This is a genomic window from Massilia sp. WG5 (assembly GCF_001412595.2).
Lineage (GTDB): Bacteria > Pseudomonadota > Gammaproteobacteria > Burkholderiales > Burkholderiaceae_D > Telluria.
The window spans coordinates 800,124-817,033 of record NZ_CP012640.2 but is presented as its reverse complement, the minus strand read 5'-3'; the positions used below and the strand labels follow the sequence as shown (position 1 = coordinate 817,033).

The following is a 16,910-nucleotide window of genomic DNA, read 5'->3' as shown; positions in this document are numbered from 1 at the left end:
GACTTCACGCAAACTTGACGGGCCTGGTGCCGGCCGTCTATTCAGGTGCATTTTCCGGCGCAGCGGTTCACAATGCTCGTGTTCAACCGGGGAGACATGCATGCGCGATGCGATCATTGTCGGCGGCGGCCATAACGGCCTGGTGTGCGCCTTTTACCTGGCCCGCGCCGGGCTGAAGGTGACGGTGCTGGAGCAGCGCGGCGTGGTCGGCGGCGCGGCGGTGACGGAGGAATTCCACCCGGGCTTTCGCAACTCGGTCGCCGCCTACACGGTGTCCCTGCTGAACCCCAAGGTGATCCGCGAGATGGACCTGGCCGCGCACGGGCTGCGCGTGGTCGAGCGGCCGCTGGCGAACTTCCTGCCGCTCGACGATGGCCGCTACCTGAAGCTCGGCGCCGGCCGGACCGCCCTCGAGGTGGCGAAGTTCTCCTGCCGCGACGCCGCGCGGCTCGACGACTATGCGGCGCACCTGGACGCCGCCGCCGACCTGCTGCGCGAACTGGTGCTGCAGACCCCGCCCAACCGCGCGCAGGGCGGCTGGTTCGACATCCTGCCCGAACTGCTCAAGGCCGGCCGGATCGGCAAGCGCGTCGCGCGGCTGCCGCTGGCGGCCCAGCGCGAGCTGCTCGACCTGTTCACCAAGTCGGCCGGCGATGTGCTGGATGGCTGGTTCGAGAGCGCGCCGATCAAGGCGGCCTACGGCTTCGACAGCGTGGTCGGCAATTACGCCAGCCCCTACACGCCCGGTTCCGCCTACGTGCTGCTGCACCACGTGTTCGGCGAGGTGAACGGCAAGAAGGGCGCCTGGGGCCATGCCATCGGCGGCATGGGCGCGATCACGCAGGCGATGGCGAAGTCGGCCCGGGCGCGCGGTGTCGAGATCCGCACCGGCTGCAGGGTGGCCGAGATCATGCTGGACAAGGGCCGCGCCACCGGCGTCGTCACCGAGGTAGGCGAGCGCCTGGATGCGCGCGTGGTGGTGTCGAACCTGAATCCGCGCCTGCTCTACACCCGGCTGGTGGATCCGGCCGCGCTGCCCGACGACTTCCTGCGCCGCATGCAGGCCTGGCGCTGCGGCTCCGGCACCTTCCGCATGAACGTGGCCCTGTCCGAACTGCCCGACTTCAGCTGCCTGCCCGGCAGGGAGGCCGCCGAGCACCATGCCAGCGGCATCATCGTCGCGCCCAGCCTGCAGTACATGGAACGCGCCTACCACGACGCCCGCGCGCACGGCTGGGCGCGCGAACCGATCGTCGAGATCCTGATACCCTCGACCCTGGACCCGGGGCTGGCGCCGCCGGGCCAGCACGTGGCCAGCCTGTTCTGCCAGCATGTGGCGCCGGCGCTGCCCGGCGGCGCCAGCTGGGACGCGCACCGCGAGGAAGTGGCCGACCTGATGATCGCCACCGTCGACCGCTACGCGCCGAATTTCAAGCGCGCGGTGCTGGGCCGGCAGATCATGAGCCCCCTCGACCTGGAGCGTAGCTTCGGCCTGGTCGGCGGCGACATCTTCCACGGCGCGCTCGGGCTCGACCAGCTGTTCGCCGCGCGGCCGATGCTGGGCCACGCCGACTACCGCGGCCCGGTGGCGGGCCTCTACACCTGCGGCGCGGGCGCGCATCCGGGCGGCGGCGTGACCGGGGCCCCGGGGCACAATGCGGCGCGCGAGGTGCTGCGGGACTTCAGGAAGCGCCCTTAGGTGCGCAGGCGGTCCACCCGCAGGCGCTGGCGTTCGTCGCTCAGCGCCCGCACCGCCAGCAGCGCCGCCCCCACCGAGGCCAGGCCGCTGGCCCCGGCCAGCAGGAACATCAGCAGGATCTGGTACTTCACCGCTTCCATCGGGTCCATCCCGGCCAGCAGCTGGCCGGTCATGATGCCGGGCAGGGTGATGATGCCGGCGGCCGACATCTGGTTCGCCACCGGGATCATGCCGCGCCGGGTGGCGTTGCGGACCAGCGGGCCGATCGCTTCGCGGAAGGGCGTGCCGAGCGCGAGCCGGGCCTCGATGCGTCCCCGTTCGCGCACCACGCCGTCCAGGATGCCGTCCAGCGCCAGCGAGGCCGCATTCAGCACGCTGCCGAGCACGATGCCCATCAGCGGGATCGCATAGCGCGGCGCGTACCACGGGTCGGGCCGCACCGCCGTGGTCAGGGCCAGCAGGACCGTGGCGAAGCCGGCGCATGCCACCACCGCGGCGCTGATCTGGTAATTCATCTGGTGCTTCAGGCGCTGCTTCGGCCGGGTCGCGACTTCGCGCGCGGCGGCGGCGACCATGAACACGACCACGGCGGCCGTCGCGCCGGGCGAGGCGCTGGCGAACACGGCGCGCAGGACCAGGCCGACGATGGACAGCTGCACCACCATCCGCAGCGCCGCGACCAGGATCTGGCGGTGCACGCCGAGGCGCAGCGCGAGCGACAGCGCGGCGTCCAGCAGGATCAGGAGGGCGGCCGCCAGCAGGTCCCAGGCGCCCAGGTGCATCGCATTCATGTCGTGCCCAACTTTCCATGCTCGAGGTGGAAGATGCGCTGCGCCAGGCGCTGCGCCTGCTCGACGGAGTGGGTCACGATCAGCACCGTCATGCCTTCCGCCAGGCGCGCGGCCAGCAGGTCTTCGGCGCGCTTTACGGAAGCCGGGTCGAGGGCGGCGGTCGGCTCGTCGAGCAGCAGCACGCGCGGCTGCGCGGCCAGCGAACGCAGCAGTGCCAGGCGCTGGCGCTCGCCGGTCGACAGGCGTTCGATCTCGGTCTCGAGCAGCGTTGCGGACAGGCCCAGGGCCGCCAGCGTCCGGTCGACGAAATCGCGCTGCGCATCGGTGAAATGCTCGCCGGCGGTGGCTTCCCACCATGCCGCCTCGGCCGCCTGGTAGACCACCCTGGCGCGCCAGGCCGGCGCCGGCATCGAGGCGCTGGACTGGCCGTCGAGCAGCACCTCGCCCTCGTGCGGATCGAGGTCGGCCAGCATGCGCAGCAGGACGCTCTTGCCGGCGCCGGACGGGCCCTGGATGGCGACGCACTCGCCGGCCTGCAGCTCGAAGTCGAACGGCCCGCCGAAGCGCGAGCGCAGGCCGCGCACGGCCAGGCGCGGCGATGAGCGTGCCGATGCGCGTACCGGCCCGCTCAACGCAGCCAGGCCCGCAGCAGGTCGGCGCTCTGCTCCATGCCGGACTTCAGGCGGCGCTCGGCCAGCGCCGCGCATTGTTCGAGGCTGCCGCCGCCCTGGTCCGAGGCCCTGGCGGCGATGGCCTTGGCCGCGATGCCGAAGCCGAGGATGGCTTCGTCCCAGCTCAGTCCCGAGGCCAGCGCATGTTCCACGACGTGCGCCGCCAGCGCGCCCAGGCGCTCGACCCGCTCGCCATCCATATTCCCCAGCTTCAGCATCTTCTCTCCTTGAAACGAACCGGGCATACCCCTGCAATCCCTCTTTTATCACACACGGCGCCGACGCTCCGTTCTCTTTCCCGCCCTGGCGGCGGCACAATGGCGAGCGCCCCGGAAACGGGGGAAATGCTAGATTGGCAGCATGGACCGCCGCCCCACATCGCCGAATCCGGAACCGGCGCACCTGCGCCGGGTGCTGCGCATGCGCCACGACGTGCTCGCCGAGGTCGAGGACATGGTGATCGACGAGGTGCCGGTCGCGCTCGTGTACAACGGTATCTCGCATGCCGTCATGATGGCGACCCCGGCCGACCTGGAAGACTTCGCGCTCGGCTTTTCCCTCAGCGAAGGCATCATCGCCCGGCCTGCGGAATGTTACGGCATCGACGTCGAGCCCGGCAAGGAGGGGATCGCCGTGCAGCTCGAGATCGCGGCGTCGGCCTTCACGGCACTGAAGGAGCGCCGCCGCTCGCTGGCCGGGCGCACCGGCTGCGGCCTGTGCGGCGTGGACAGCCTGCAGCAGGTCTCACGCCCGCTGCCGGTGCTCGAGCCGGCGCAGGGTTTCCATGCCGCGGCGGTGCGGCGGGCCCTGGATGCGATCGGCGCCGAACAGGCCCTGAACCGGTCGACCGGCGCCGCCCACGCGGCCGCCTGGTGCGGCAACGATGGCGGCCTGCGCATCGTACGCGAGGACGTCGGCCGCCATAACGCGCTGGACAAGGTGATCGGCGCGATGGCGGCAACGCGTGTCCGGCCCGGCGAGGGCTTCCTGCTGATCACCAGCCGGGTCAGCTACGAGATGGCGCAGAAGGCGATCATGGCGGGCGTTCCGGCCCTGGTCGGCATGTCGGCGCCGACGCTGGCGGCGGTCGAGCTGGCCGAGCGGGCCGGCATGACGCTGCTGGCCTTCGCGCGCGGGCGCGACTACGTCTGCTACGCCCACGCCCGGCACCTGCGCCTGGATTAGCTCAGGCGGTTCCGGCGCCCGTTTCGTGCGCGGCCGGCAGGAACCAGTTCATCAGCACGGCGCAGATGCCGCCCGTTGCCACGCCCGACTCCAGCACGTTGCGCAGCGCGGACGGGACGTGGGCCAGGAATTCCGGCACCTGCGACACGCCCAGGCCCAGCGCCAGCGACACCGCGATGATCAGGAGGGCGCGGCGGTCCAGGGTCACGCTGGCCAGGATGTTGATGCCGGCCGCGGCAACCGCGCCGAACATCACCATGGCGGCGCCGCCCAGCACCGGCTCCGGCACCGCCTGGATCACGCCGGCCACGCTGGGGAAGAGGCCCAGCACGACCAGGAACAGGGCGATCCACATGCCGACATGGCGGCTGGCGATGCCGGTCAGCTGGATCACGCCGTTGTTCTGGGCGAAGATCGAGCTGGGGAAGGTGTTGAGCAGGCCGGCCAGCAGGGAGTTGGCGCCGTTCACCAGCACGCCGCCCTTGATGCGCCGCATCCAGGTCTCGCCTTCGACCGGTTCGCGCGATACCTTGCTGGTCGCGGTGACGTCGCCGATCGCTTCGAGCGAGGTGACCAGGTAGATCACGATCATCGGGATGAACAGCGACCACGAGAAGCTCAGGCCGAAGTGCAGGGGCCGCGGGACCTGGAACCAGGCCGCCTGGTGCATGCCGGTGAAGTCCAGCCGTCCCAGCGAACCCGCCAGCAGGTAGCCGACCGCCAGCGCGATGATGATGGCGGCGCTGCGCATCCACACGATGGGCACCCGGTTGAGGATGACGATGATGGCCAGGACCACGCCGGACAGCATCAGGTTCTCGCCGTTCGCGAAGGTCCCGTTCGACATGGCGCCGAAGCCGCCGCCCATGCTGATCAGGCCGACCTTGATCAGGGTGAGGCCGATCATCAGCACCACGATGCCGGTGACCAGCGGCGTGATCATGCGCTTCAGGAAGGGCAGCACGCGCGACACGCCCATTTCGATGAAGGAGCCGGCCACCACCACGCCGAAGATCGCCGCCATCACGGCTTCCACCGGCGTGCCCTGCTTGACCATCAGGCTGCCGCCGGCGATCAGCGGGCCGACGAAGTTGAAGCTGGTGCCCTGCACGATCAGCAGGCCGGCGCCGAAGGGGCCGAAGCGGCGGCACTGGACGAAGGTGGCGATCCCGGACACCACCAGCGACATCGAGACGATCAGGTTGGTGTCGCGCGCCGATACGCCCAGCGCCTGGCAGATCAGCAGGCCCGGCGTGACGATGGGGACGATGATGGCCAGGAGGTGCTGGAGGGCGGCGAGGATGCCGACCAGGACGGGGGGACGGTCTTCCAGTCCGAGGACCAGGTCGGGAACCGGGGGCGTGGCGGCGGACAGCGGCGGGCGTGTGTTCATGGGCGCGAGGAGGGCAAAGAGCGGATTCTACAGCGAGACGCGGCTTCCTTGTCGACTGGCGCTTTGCCGCGCCCGCGAGCACGTTCAGCGTCCGCGCCTGCCCCTGAGGAGTTCCGCTCCGCACAGGACGATGCACAGCAGCGCCGCCGAGGTCCACAGGCACCAGGCCACGGGCAGCGCGGCCATCAGCGTCGGCGCCGGACCCGGGCGCCGACGCTCCAGCGCTCGAGGATCGCTCCGCCGAGGAAGGAAAACAGCAGGGCGGCGAAGGCAAGTTTGCCGGGCGCGGAATTGACGCAAGCCCTCGGAATGCGCCGATGATATCCAAGGGTAACTGACTTATGTCAATAAAAGCGGTCGCACTCCGCACTTACTCTTGAGGCAGGCGCGCCACCGGCAGGTGCCAGTCCCAGCGGATCGCCGCCATGCGCAGCAGGAAGCACAGGGCTGCGCCGGCGCAGGCCATCGGCGTGGACGGCAGGCCCAGCACATGGCCGAGCACCACCACGGCGGCGCCGGCCAGGGCCGCCACCGCATACACCTCGGCGCGCAGCACGGCCGGCACTTCGGACAGCAGCACGTCGCGCGCGACGCCGCCGCCGACCCCGGTCAGCATGCCGAGCAGGGCCGCCATGACGGGCTCCAGGCCGAACACCAGGGCCTTCTGCGCGCCGGCCACGCAGAACAGCGCCAGGCCGGCGCCGTCGAACACGAGCACCGGGTTTTTCAGGTGGCGCAGCTTCGGATACCAGAAGAAGATCAGCAGCCCGGCCAGCACCGACACCAGCAGGTAGCGCCAGTCGCTGATGGCGGCGGGCGGCCGGGCGCCGATCAGCAGGTCGCGCACGATGCCGCCGGAATTCGCGGCCACGAAAGAAAGCACGAGCACGCCGAAGATGTCGAGCCGGCGCTTGACGCCGGCGGTCGCGCCGCTGAGGGCGAACACGAAGGTGCCGACCAGGTCGAGGGTCAGGACGAGCGTCTTCAGGGCCGCCGCCACGTCGAGGGAAACTGCCGGGAACATCGTGATGTCTTTACTCTGCAATGGAAAGGGCCGGCACACTATAGCATCGCGGCCCGGAAATCAAGCGCCCGGCCTGCCCATGACGGGCATTTCGTCGTACACTGGACAATACGACAAGAACAGCCAATGGCAGGCATCCCGAGACCCATGATCATCTCTTCCGCAACCGATTTCCGCGAAGCCGCGCGGCGCAAGCTGCCGCCCTTCCTGTTCCACTACCTCGACGGCGGCGCCGGCGCCGAACAGACCCTCCGCGCCAACGTCGACGACCTGCAGACCGTCAAGCTGCGCCAGCGCGTGCTGCGCGGCTCCGAGCATCTCGACCTCGGCACCCACTGGTTCGGCCAGGAGCACGCCTTGCCGATCGCGCTGGCCCCGATCGGCCTGGCCGGCATGTACGCGCGCCGCGGCGAAGTCCAGGCGGCGCAGGCGGCCTGCCGCGCCAACATCCCCTTCATCCAGTCCACGGTCTCGGTCTGCTCGCTGGCAGAGGTGGCGGCCAAGGCATCGAAGCCGATCTGGTTCCAGCTCTACGTGCTGAAGGACCGCGGCTTCATGCGCGACATCATGCGCCGCGCCAGCGAACTGGGGGCCACGACCCTGATCTTCACGGTCGACATGCCGGTGCCCGGCAACCGCTACCGTGACCTGCACAGCGGCATGAGCGGCGACGCCGGCCCGCGCCGCCGCATCCTGCAGGCGATGATGCATCCGCGCTGGGCCTGGGATGTCGGCCTGCACGGCCGCCCGCACGACCTCGGCAACATCTCGACCTACCGCGGCCATGCGACCGGCCTCGAGGACTATATCGGCTGGCTCGGTTCGAATTTCGATCCCGGCATCAGCTGGCAGGACCTGCAGTGGATCCGCGACGAGTGGAAGGGCAAGCTGGTCCTGAAGGGCATCCTCGACACCGGAGACGCGCGCGACGCCCTGGCCTTCGGCGCCGACGGCATCGTGGTCTCGAACCACGGCGGCCGCCAGCTCGACGGCGCGCCGTCCTCGGCCAGCGTGCTGCCGGCGATCGCCGACGCGGTCAAGGGCAAGATGACGATCTTCGCCGACGGCGGCGTGCGCACCGGCACCGACGTGTTCCGCATGCTGGCGCTGGGCGCCGACGGCGTCCTGATCGGCCGCGCCTTCATCTACGCACTGGCGACCGGGGGCCAGGCCGGGGTCGAACGCCTGCTGGCGATCATGGAGAAGGACATCCGCACGAACATGGTCCTGACCGGCGTGAAGTCGCTGAGCGAGATCGGGCCGCAGGTGCTCGCCGCCTGAGGCGGGAAACGCGATGCTGTTCCTGCTGATCTTCCTCGCCGGCGTCTGGGCCGGCATACAGAACACCCTCGCCGGGGGCGGCTCCTTCGTCACGCTGCCGGCGCTGATCCTGTCCGGGATGTCGCCGCTGGCCGCGAACATCACCTCGACGGTGGCGCTGTTTCCCGGCCAGATCGCGTCGGGCTACGCCGGCCGCAAGCTGGTGAGCGGCGCGGCCGGGCTGTCCTTCCGCGCGCTGTTCATCCTGAGCATCCTCGGCGGCGCGGCCGGCGGCCTCCTGCTGCTGCATACCTCGCCCAAGGTGTTCGCGCGCCTGGTGCCGTGGCTGGTGCTGTTCGCCACTGCCTTGTTCACCTGGGGCAGCTTCTTCCGCAAGGGCTCGGCCGAGAAGGCGGCGCACCTCGGCCCCTTCAGCACCGGCGCCGCGCAGTTCGTGATTGCGGTCTACGGCGGCTATTTCGGCGGCGGCATCGGCATCCTGATGATGGCGGCGCTGACCATGGCCGGGCTGTCTGCGCGCAACGCCGGCGGTACCAAGAACGTGCTGGCGGGCGCGATGAACGCCTCGGCGGTGGTCCTGTTCCTCACGTCGCCCGAGCTGCACTGGCTGCAGGCGGCAGTGCTGGCGCTCGGCGCCATCGCCGGCGGGCTGGCCGGCACCTGGGCCCTGCACCGGGTCAACGAGAAGGCGCTGCGGGTGGCCATCGTCGGCATCGGCGTGGCGCTGACGGTGGGCCTGTTCCTGCGTCCCTTGTAGGACTAGCCCAGCCAGTCGAACACCGCCGGCCAGATCCTGGCGTGGGCGTTGCGGCCCACCAGCACCCCGACGTGCTGCAGGTTGACGCCGACATCGCCCTCGTAGTGCAGCACCTGCTTGCGCTCGCTCGCGGCCGCTTCGTGGAAGGGCAGCATGGCCGCCGGCGGAATCAGCTTGCTGCGCGGGTCGACCACGCTCAGCAGGGGCGTGCTGAGGGCGGACGGGCCGACCTGCCGGCCGCCGATGTCGAGTTCGCCCTGCATCAGCTCGTCCCTGCGGTAGAGCGATTCGACGAGGTCGATGAACAGCTTGCCCGGCAGCGCGAATTCGTCGTGGGTCCAGCGCTCGACCCGCATGTGGGTCGCGAGGGCTTGCGGGTCCCCCAGCGACAGCCAGCGGTCGGTCCATCGTTCCCACTGGAAAGCCTGCGGCTCGGCCATCGCGCTCATGGTGTTCAGGAACACGCCGGGCACCCGCCCGAAGGTCGAGGCGATCTCGCGCGCATCGGGCGTGGCCTGCACCAGCTTGTTGAAGCAGCAGGAGCCGGGCTGGAAGTGCAGCGGCGACTCCAGCAGGATGGTGGCGCGCAGCTGGTCCGGATACAGGCAGCTGTGGATCGCGGCCAGGATCCCGCCCAGCGAGTGGCCGACGATGGCCGGCTTGCCGGTGGCGCCGTCGGCTGCGATGGCGGCGCGGCAGGCGACCAGCAGGCGGTCGGCGTAGCCCGCCAGGCCGAAGCCTTCGTCGGATTCGGTCTCGTCCGCTTGCGTCCATTCGGCCAGGTAGACCCGGTAGCCGCGCTCCAGCCAGCGCTGCACCACGCTGACTTCGGGCGCCATGTCCCAGATATAGGCGCGCTTGATCGGCGCCGGCACCAGCAGTACCGCCGGGCCTTCGGCGTGCTGCGGGCCGAAGCGGCGCAGGTTCAGGCCGGGCTCGCTGTGCAGGATCGTGGATGGGGTCGGCTGCGGGCCATAGCCGGCGCGCTCCAGCATCTGGCCGCGCGCCTGGCGGCTGCGGTCCATCTGCTTGAGGGCCATGGCACCGAGGGTGCCGAAGGTGTTCCAGTTCGTTGCGTACATGGCGGTCTCTTCTCAATCAGGAAGACTGCAATGTACGCCATTGCCGCGCGCGTGCGAATCCCCGCACGGGACGATCGGCATGCGCATTTGCGGCCGGCCAAGTGCTTATACGCCGGGATATTTCTACTTTCCAAGCACTTTGCGCAGGGCATCGGCCTGGGAATTTTTCTCGGTGCTGTCGATCGTCTGCAGCGCCGTCATTGCCTTGCCGTAATAAGCTTCGTTCAGGCGCTGGTTGTAGCGGATGTCATTGATCGCCAGCGTCGCGGCATTGCCGAACAGACCCTTGTGGCCGGACCAGGCGACCACGTCGCCGGTCGCCATGCCCTGCGCCAGGCGGGTATAGTTCACGACGGTCAGGCCGACGTCCGCGCTCAGCGAGAAATTGTTCTTGTTGCGGAAATGGTCGACCGCCTTCTGGTTCATCAGCAGCAGGGCGAGCGGGCCGCCCTCGACGCCGACCTGCAAGCCGACGCTGACGCCGCCGATATTGAAAAAGGCCGGGTTGCCCCAGTTGCCGTCGGCGCGCCTCACCATCAGCACGCCGGAGCCGCCTTCGCCGCCGACCCCGAGCGCGGCGCGTCCGTAGGTCGGCACGATGTACACGCCGCGCGCGCGCGACAGCAGGTCCTGCATGCCGGGTTCCTGCAGCATGGCGTTGACCACACCGACCGCGTCGCCGATGCGCTTGACGGCGGCCTGCTGGCGCCGGGTGGCGGTATCGCTGCCGCCTGCATGCCCGGCCTGCTGGTCCTGATCGGCAGGCGTGTGCGCCGTGGCGTGCGGGTAGGCGCCCGACAGCAGCAGGGCCGCGACGCCGAGGCAGGCAGTCCGCTGGAATACGATTCTGGATGGCATGTTGTTCTCCTTCCTGCGGTTCATAGGCAGAATAGGTGGGTATGACACTACGCGTTTGATGTCGCTCAATTGGGACTATGCTCTACCGCTTGTTGGCCGATGCCGTTCTACTGCTGCACCTCGGCTTCATCCTGTTCGTCGTGTTCGGCGCGCTGCTGGTGGCGCGCCGGCGCTGCTGGCTGCCCCTGCATCTCGCCGCGGCCGGCTGGGGCTTCCTGGTGGAGGCGGCCGGCGCGGTCTGCCCGCTGACCTGGGCCGAGCTGGCTTTCCGCACGCTGGCAGGTGAGGCCGGCTATCGCGGTGGCTTCATCGACCACTACCTCGTGCCGCTGATCTATCCGCCCGGGCTGACGCGCACGCTGCAGCTCGGGCTGGGCGTCGGGGTGCTGGTCCTGAATGCGGCGCTGTATGCCTGGATCGGGCGGCGCGCCCGACGCCGCGCCGCTCAGTGAACCAGCAAGGTCGCGATGCGCGCTTCGGCCAGCACCGTGCGGCTGGCGCCGCCCAGGCACAGTTCGCGCAGGCGGCTGTGGCCGTAGCAGCCCATCACCAGCAGGTCGGCCGCACGCTCGTCCGCCATCGCCAGCAGGGCGCGGCCGGTGTCGCCGCCATACTCGGCCCGGCAATCGCGCACCAGCACCGCGGGCCGGACCCGGTGCCGGCCCAGGAAGGCGAGCAGTTCCTGCTGCTGGGCCGCGCAGTCGGCCGGCGCCAGTCCGGGTCCGGACAGCATCGCCACCGTCACCGCGTCCGCCCGGCGCAGCAGCGGCAGCGCGGCGCCCATCGCCGCCGCGGCTTCGCGGCTGCCGTCCCAGCCCAGCAGGATGCGCCGTCCCAGGCCGTCTTCCGGCGTCGCGTCGCGCGGGATCACCAGCACCGGGCGCGGACTGTTCAGGACCACGTAATCGGGCATGCGCAGCACGCGGTCGGAGGTCGATTCGTCCGGATCGTCCTGGCTGACCACGACCAGGTCGGCGAAGCGCGACAGCATCGCCAGCCCGTCGTCGACGTCGTCCGGCACCAGCCGGGTGTCGTGCGGGACACCGAGCGCGCTGGCGATTTCCTCGAAGCGCGACAGCGCCAGGCGGGCGTTTTCCGCCAGCGGGTCGAAGCAGGCGGCGCTCAGGGAGCCGGGCCGCTCCTGGTAGCCATCGGGGAAGATGGCGCGCGAAACGCCCATCATGGCGGCCCCGGTCAGGTGCGCGCCGTGTTCGCGGGCCAGCAGCGCGGCCGCATGGATGCGGGCCGGCGCGTGCCGGGACAGGTCGGCATGGACCAGGATGGACTGCAGCGACATCGGGATCTCCGTTGGGAAGGAAAAGCGTTCCGGCGCGTCGCGGGAACGGAGACGGCGCGCGGCGCGCGGCGGCGTGCGCGCGGGCATGGGTGCGGGCGGGCGCGCCGCCCGTCCGCGCATGCGCGGCGGCCCGGCCGGCGCCGGCGGCCGGTGCGGCAGGGCCAGGTCGGCACTGATGCGGTGCAGGGACAGGATGCCGGCGAGCGCGGCGACCAGCCGGCGCGCCATGCCGAGCTCGCCGTCCTCGACCTGGGGCAGCGTGTGGTGCAGGGCGGCGAGGATGGCCGCGTTTTCCTGGCGCTTCTCGTGCACCCTTTCCTCCAGCCGCTGCACGCGGCAGGCTTCCATCACGACTTCCTCGTGGTGCAGGTGGGCTTCGACCTCGGCCACGATGTCCGCGTACTCGCGCACGAAGCACTCGTCCGGCGCGCCGGCGCAGCGCGCCAGACGGCTGCAGAGCTGGCGGCGCGCATGGCGCAGCGCCGCGCTGTAGGCCGGCGGCGCTTGCGGCGGGCGGCGCGGCGTCATCGGCGCGGGTCCTCAGTGCGCGATCAGCAGCGGTACCGGGGCGCGTTCGAGCAGCTCGCGGGTGGTGCCGCCCAGGATCCATTCGCGGTAGCGGCTGTGGCCGAAGGCGCCGGCCACCATCAGCCCGGCGCCGCAGTCGCGCGCCAGTCCGCACAGGGCGGCGCCGGCGGTGGTGCGGCTGCGTTCGACGACGACCTCGACCCGCGCGCCGTGGCGCGCCAGCCAGAGCGCGATGTCGGCGCCGGGCTGTTCGCCGTGCAGCTCGGACAGGGCATCGGGGTTGACGACCGCCAGCTTGACGCTGGCGGCCAGCGCCAGCAGCGGCAGGGCCGCGGTGATCGCCCGCAGCGCCGGGATGCCGCCGTCCCAGGCCGCGACCGCGGTGCCGGGAATCGGTTCGCCCTGATAGTCGCCGGGCACCACCAGCACCGGCCTGGCGCCGCGCAGGGCCAGGTGCTCGGGCAGGGCGCGCACGCGCACCGGCAGGCCCGATTCCTGCACCTCGTCGCCGTTCTGGCTGAGCACCACCAGGTCGACATAGCGCGACTGCAGCAGCAGGGCAAAGCGCGGATCGTCCTCGGCCAGGCGGACTTCGGGCGCGGCCACGCCCAGGTGTTCGGCGGCGAGGCGGAAGGATTCGAGGCGGGCGGCGGCTGCATCGCGCAGGCGCTGGTAGTCGTCGGCGATGACCGGGGCCGCCATCGAGGCGGTCAGCAGGCTGAAGTCCATCCACGAGATGCCGGTGGCGCTGCTGCCGATCAGGTGGGCGCCGTGCCGGACGGCGAGCAGGGCGGCGGCGCGCAGCCGGCTGTCCTGGCGGGCGCCGCCGTCGACGTGGATGAGGATGGTCTTGTACATGGTCTCGGTTCCTCCCCGAAGCACTGAAAGACACTGTATGCCTAGCGCTTGCCGCTGTCAAAACCGATCTTGATGTAGATCAAAATTCCTTGGAATTCCTTCAGCCCGGCCTGAACATCCTGAAGAGCTGATCGGGGCCGATCGAGAAGTAATCGGCCGGGCCGCCGCCGCGCAGGATGGGCTGACCGGCCGCGGTGTCGTAGACCCCATCCCTGAGCAGGGCGCGGTCGATGTGCACGCCGACCACCTCGCCCAGCACCAGCCAGGTCGGCACCTGGCTGCCGTCGGCGCGCTGCAGCTGCAGCAGCTGGGTCAGGCGGCATTCCATCGAGACCGGGGTCTCGGCCACGCGCGGCGCGCCGACCACGCGCGAGGGCGCCGGGCTGAGGCCCGCGAGCGCGAATTCGTCGGTCTCGGGCGGGACCGCGGCGCAGCTCCGGTTCATCTGTTCGGCCAGCGGCCGCGTGGCCAGGTTCCAGCAGAACTCGCCCGTCTCTTCGATGTTGCGCACCGTGTCCTTCCAGCCGATGCTGGCGAAGCCGACGATCGGCGGCACGTAGTTGAAGGCGTTGAAGAAGCTGTAGGGCGCGAGGTTGAGGATGCCGGACCGGCTGCGCGAGGAGATCCAGCCGATCGGACGCGGGCCGACGATGGCGTTGAAGGGATCGTGCGGCAGGCCGTGGCCGTGGCGCGGCTCGTAGAAATGAAACGCTGTCGTCATGGGGGCTCCTGGAACGGGACCGTCACGATACCGCATCCGGGCGCAACTGGCATAATCGTCCTGATCCTGTGTATTCAAACTAACGAAAGGAAAGCGATATGGTGCTGGAAAGTGCGGAGATCCTGGTGAAGGAAGGGATGGAGGCGGCGTTCGAGGAGGGCGTGCGCCAGGCCGCGCCGCTGTTCAAGCGGGCGCAGGGCTGCCAGGGCATGCGGGTGATGCGCGGCGTCGAGAACCCGCGCGCCTACCGCCTGCTGGTGGAGTGGGCGACGCTGGAAGACCATACCGTGCATTTCCGCGGCAGCGAAGACTTCCAGGCCTGGCGCGCCCTGGTCGGGCATTGCTTCGACGGCGCCCCGAACGTCACCCACCTGACCGTGGCGCACGACGCTTTCTGAGCGGCAGGCTGCGCCGTTCGAGGCCGTCCCGTGCGCGGCACGGCCGTTTCTGAGAACATGATAGCCATTCGAAACAAAGGGAGAACCCATGAGCACCGAAAGCAGCCTCGATAGCGGCATCCAGGAACCGGGCAAGGACGCGCAGCTGCGCGCCGACGCCCTCGATTACCACCGCAGCCCCGTGCGCGGCAAGATCGAGGTCGTCGCCACCAAGCCGCTGTCCAACCAGCGCGACCTGTCGCTGGCCTATTCCCCTGGCGTCGCCTACGCCTGCGAAGAAATCGCCGCCAATCCGGCCATGGCCGCCGAGTACACCTCGCGCGGCAACCTGGTGGCCGTGATCTCGAACGGCACCGCCGTGCTGGGCCTGGGCAATATCGGCCCGCTGGCGTCCAAGCCAGTGATGGAGGGCAAGGGCTGCCTCTTCAAGAAATTCGCGGGCGTCGACGTGTTCGACCTCGAGCTGGCCGAGAACGACCCGGACAAGCTGATCGAAGCGATCGCCATGCTCGAGCCGACCGTCGGCGGCATCAACCTGGAAGACATCAAGGCCCCGGAATGCTTCTACATCGAGAAGAAGCTCTCCGAGCGCATGAACATCCCGGTCTTCCACGACGACCAGCACGGCACCGCGATCATCTCCAGCGCGGCCCTGCTGAACGCCCTGAAGGTGGTCGGCAAGGACATCGGCGCGGTGAAGCTGGTGGCGTCCGGCGCCGGCGCCGCGGCGATCGCCTGCCTGGACATGATGGTCAGCCTGGGCGTCCGGCAGCAGAACATCTACGTCACCGACTCGCGCGGCGTGATCTGGAAGGGCCGCGAGGCGAACATGGAAGCCAACAAGGCGCGCTATGCCCAGGACACCTCCGCGCGCAGCCTGGCGGATATCGTGGACGGCGCCGACGTCTTCCTCGGCTGCTCGACCGCCGGCGTGCTGACCGCCGACATGGTCAGGACCATGGCGGCGCGTCCGGTGATCCTGGCGCTGGCCAATCCGGAACCCGAGATCCGTCCGGAAGTGGCGAAGGCCGCGCGTCCGGACTGCATCGTCGCGACCGGCCGTTCGGACTACCCGAACCAGGTCAACAACGTGCTGTGCTTCCCCTACATCTTCCGCGGCGCCCTGGACTGCGGGGCGACCCGCATCACCACCGAGATGAAGCTGGCCTGCGTGACCGCGATCGCGGAACTCGCCGAGGCCGAGGCGAATGACGCCGTGGCCGCCGCCTACGCCGGCCAGGACCTGAGCTTCGGCCCCGACTACATCATCCCGAAACCCTTCGATCCGCGCCTGATGGCGGCGATCGCCCCGGCCGTGGCCGCCGCGGCCCAGGCTTCCGGCGTCGCCACGCGCCCGATCGAGGACATGGGCGCCTACCGCGAACAGCTCGCGGCCTTGACCTACCACACCAGCTTCTTCATGCGGCCGGTGTTCGCCAAGGCGCGCGCGCTCAATGCTTCCGACCTGCGCCGCGTCGCCTATGCGGAAGGCGCGGATCCGCGCGTGCTGCGCGCGGTGCAGACCGTGGTCGACGAGGGCCTCGGCAAGCCCGTGCTGATCGGCCGCGGCGCCGAGATCGAGCAGGCGATCAGGCAATCCGGCCTGCGCCTGCGACGCGACGCCGACTACACCCTCGCCGAATGCGGCGATGACACGACCGCGCGCGGCACCGCGATGCTGGCGGCGGGCGAAGTCGATGCCCTGATCTGCGGCATGAAGGGCAGCTACGACAGCCACCTGGCGCACGTGCAGCGCGACATCGGCCTGGCGCCGGGCGCCGAGGTGATGGCGGCGATGAACGCACTGGTGCTGGACAAGGGCACCCTGTTCATCACCGACACCTACGTCAACGACCAGCCGTCCGGCAAGGAACTGGCGGCGATCACGCGCCTGGCCTCGGATGAGCTGCGCCAGTTCGGCCTGGATCCGAAGGTCGCGCTGGTGTCGCACTCGATCTTCGGTTCCTCGCAGCGTCCGTCCGCGCAGCGCATGCGCGAGGCGCGCGAGATCCTGGCGAAGGAAGCGCCGGAACTGGCGGTGCTGGGTGAAGTGCACGGCGACGCCGCGCTGGACGAGAACATCCGCGCTGTCTACCTGCCGGCCGGGCAGAACAGCTTCGAAGGCAGCGCCAACCTGCTGGTGATGCCCTCGCTGGACGCCGCCAACATCCTGTTCAACGTGCTGAAGGTTTCCTCCGGCAAGGGCGTGACGGTGGGCCCGATCCTGCTGGGCGCGGCGAAGTCGGTGCACATCCTCAGCCCCAGCGCCACCGTGCGCCGGATCGTCAACATGACGGCGCTGGCGGTGGCCGACGTCAAGGCCGACGCCTGAAGACGGCCGCGGGAGGGGGCGCCCCCTCCCGTTCT

General features: G+C 70.1%; 17 protein-coding genes. 7 read left to right on the top strand and 10 right to left on the bottom strand.

Translation table 11 applies throughout. From position 1 onward, the window contains the following. The first annotated feature begins 100 nt into the window (after positions 1 to 100). On the top strand, positions 101 to 1,699 hold the full coding sequence (locus AM586_RS03535) for an NAD(P)/FAD-dependent oxidoreductase (RefSeq protein WP_047825736.1): 1,599 nt from the start codon (positions 101 to 103) through the stop codon (positions 1,697 to 1,699). Here AM586_RS03535 and fetB read toward each other — a convergent pair. Genes fetB through AM586_RS03520 form a run of 3 tightly spaced genes read right to left on the bottom strand, consistent with a single transcriptional unit; the run spans position 1,696 to position 3,379 of the window. Then, positions 1,696 to 2,490, bottom strand: a complete 795-nt coding sequence (gene fetB, locus AM586_RS03530; protein WP_047825737.1) for an iron export ABC transporter permease subunit FetB — start codon at positions 2,488 to 2,490, stop codon at positions 1,696 to 1,698. The genes AM586_RS03535 and fetB overlap by 4 nt on opposite strands. Continuing rightward, positions 2,487 to 3,122, bottom strand: a complete 636-nt coding sequence (locus AM586_RS03525; RefSeq protein WP_229412949.1) for an ATP-binding cassette domain-containing protein — start codon at positions 3,120 to 3,122, stop codon at positions 2,487 to 2,489. The genes fetB and AM586_RS03525 overlap by 4 nt, the downstream gene beginning before the upstream one ends. After that, positions 3,119 to 3,379 (bottom strand): hypothetical protein, encoded by a 261-nt coding sequence (locus AM586_RS03520; protein WP_047825738.1) that lies wholly within the window; start codon positions 3,377 to 3,379, stop codon positions 3,119 to 3,121. Before AM586_RS03520 ends, AM586_RS03525 begins: the two co-directional genes overlap by 4 nt. Positions 3,380 to 3,521: 142 nt before the next feature. Here AM586_RS03520 and fdhD point away from each other — a divergent pair, with 142 nt between their 5' ends. Continuing rightward, positions 3,522 to 4,346 carry a formate dehydrogenase accessory sulfurtransferase FdhD gene (gene fdhD, locus AM586_RS03515; RefSeq protein ID WP_047825739.1) on the top strand — a complete coding sequence of 275 codons (825 nt, stop codon included), beginning with the start codon at positions 3,522 to 3,524 and terminating at the stop codon, positions 4,344 to 4,346. 1 nt (position 4,347) lies between these two features. Here fdhD and AM586_RS03510 read toward each other — a convergent pair whose 3' ends face one another. Together AM586_RS03510 and AM586_RS03505 are read right to left on the bottom strand one after the other, a co-directional pair. Then, on the bottom strand, positions 4,348 to 5,739 hold the full coding sequence (locus AM586_RS03510) for a nucleobase:cation symporter-2 family protein (protein WP_047825740.1): 1,392 nt from the start codon (positions 5,737 to 5,739) through the stop codon (positions 4,348 to 4,350). Between the two features lie 370 nt (positions 5,740 to 6,109). Further along, positions 6,110 to 6,763, bottom strand: a complete 654-nt coding sequence (locus tag AM586_RS03505) for a trimeric intracellular cation channel family protein (RefSeq protein WP_047825741.1) — start codon at positions 6,761 to 6,763, stop codon at positions 6,110 to 6,112. Between the two features lie 147 nt (positions 6,764 to 6,910). Here AM586_RS03505 and lldD point away from each other — a divergent pair, with 147 nt between their 5' ends. Together lldD and AM586_RS03495 are read left to right on the top strand one after the other, a co-directional pair. Further along, positions 6,911 to 8,044, top strand: coding sequence for an FMN-dependent L-lactate dehydrogenase LldD (gene lldD / locus AM586_RS03500; RefSeq protein WP_047825742.1), 1,134 nt, complete (start codon positions 6,911 to 6,913; stop codon positions 8,042 to 8,044). Between the two features lie 16 nt (positions 8,045 to 8,060). After that, positions 8,061 to 8,801 (top strand): sulfite exporter TauE/SafE family protein, encoded by a 741-nt coding sequence (locus AM586_RS03495; RefSeq protein WP_109370547.1) that lies wholly within the window; start codon positions 8,061 to 8,063, stop codon positions 8,799 to 8,801. A 2-nt stretch (positions 8,802 to 8,803) separates the two neighbouring features. Here the strand turns inward: AM586_RS03495 and AM586_RS03490 are convergent, their stop codons facing one another. Continuing rightward, positions 8,804 to 9,883 (bottom strand): alpha/beta fold hydrolase, encoded by a 1,080-nt coding sequence (locus AM586_RS03490; RefSeq protein ID WP_047825744.1) that lies wholly within the window; start codon positions 9,881 to 9,883, stop codon positions 8,804 to 8,806. 123 nt (positions 9,884 to 10,006) lie between these two features. Continuing rightward, positions 10,007 to 10,741: a lipid-binding SYLF domain-containing protein gene (locus tag AM586_RS03485; RefSeq protein ID WP_162600517.1), complete on the bottom strand. Its 735-nt coding sequence runs from the start codon at positions 10,739 to 10,741 to the stop codon at positions 10,007 to 10,009. A 77-nt stretch (positions 10,742 to 10,818) separates the two neighbouring features. On the opposite strand from AM586_RS03485, the gene AM586_RS03480 reads away from it, so the two are divergent. After that, the gene (locus tag AM586_RS03480; RefSeq protein WP_047825746.1) at positions 10,819 to 11,193 is read left to right on the top strand and encodes a DUF2784 domain-containing protein; all 375 of its coding nucleotides are present in this window, start codon (positions 10,819 to 10,821) and stop codon (positions 11,191 to 11,193) included. Here AM586_RS03480 and AM586_RS03475 read toward each other — a convergent pair. From AM586_RS03475 to AM586_RS03465, 3 genes are all read right to left on the bottom strand, one after another. Further along, a complete protein-coding gene (locus tag AM586_RS03475; protein ID WP_052234020.1) occupies positions 11,187 to 12,566 on the bottom strand; it encodes a universal stress protein in 1,380 nt (459 codons plus the stop codon). The genes AM586_RS03480 and AM586_RS03475 overlap by 7 nt on opposite strands. 12 nt (positions 12,567 to 12,578) lie before the next feature. Continuing rightward, positions 12,579 to 13,424, bottom strand: coding sequence for a universal stress protein (locus AM586_RS03470; protein ID WP_047825749.1), 846 nt, complete (start codon positions 13,422 to 13,424; stop codon positions 12,579 to 12,581). 100 nt (positions 13,425 to 13,524) lie between these two features. Continuing rightward, on the bottom strand, positions 13,525 to 14,145 hold the full coding sequence (locus AM586_RS03465) for a flavin reductase family protein (protein ID WP_047825750.1): 621 nt from the start codon (positions 14,143 to 14,145) through the stop codon (positions 13,525 to 13,527). A 98-nt stretch (positions 14,146 to 14,243) separates the two neighbouring features. Between AM586_RS03465 and AM586_RS03460 the strand changes: the two genes are divergently transcribed. Continuing rightward, positions 14,244 to 14,543 (top strand): antibiotic biosynthesis monooxygenase, encoded by a 300-nt coding sequence (locus AM586_RS03460; RefSeq protein ID WP_047825751.1) that lies wholly within the window; start codon positions 14,244 to 14,246, stop codon positions 14,541 to 14,543. An 88-nt stretch (positions 14,544 to 14,631) separates the two neighbouring features. After that, positions 14,632 to 16,875, top strand: coding sequence for an NADP-dependent malic enzyme (locus AM586_RS03455; protein ID WP_047825752.1), 2,244 nt, complete (start codon positions 14,632 to 14,634; stop codon positions 16,873 to 16,875). The last annotated feature ends 35 nt before the right edge of the window (positions 16,876 to 16,910 follow it).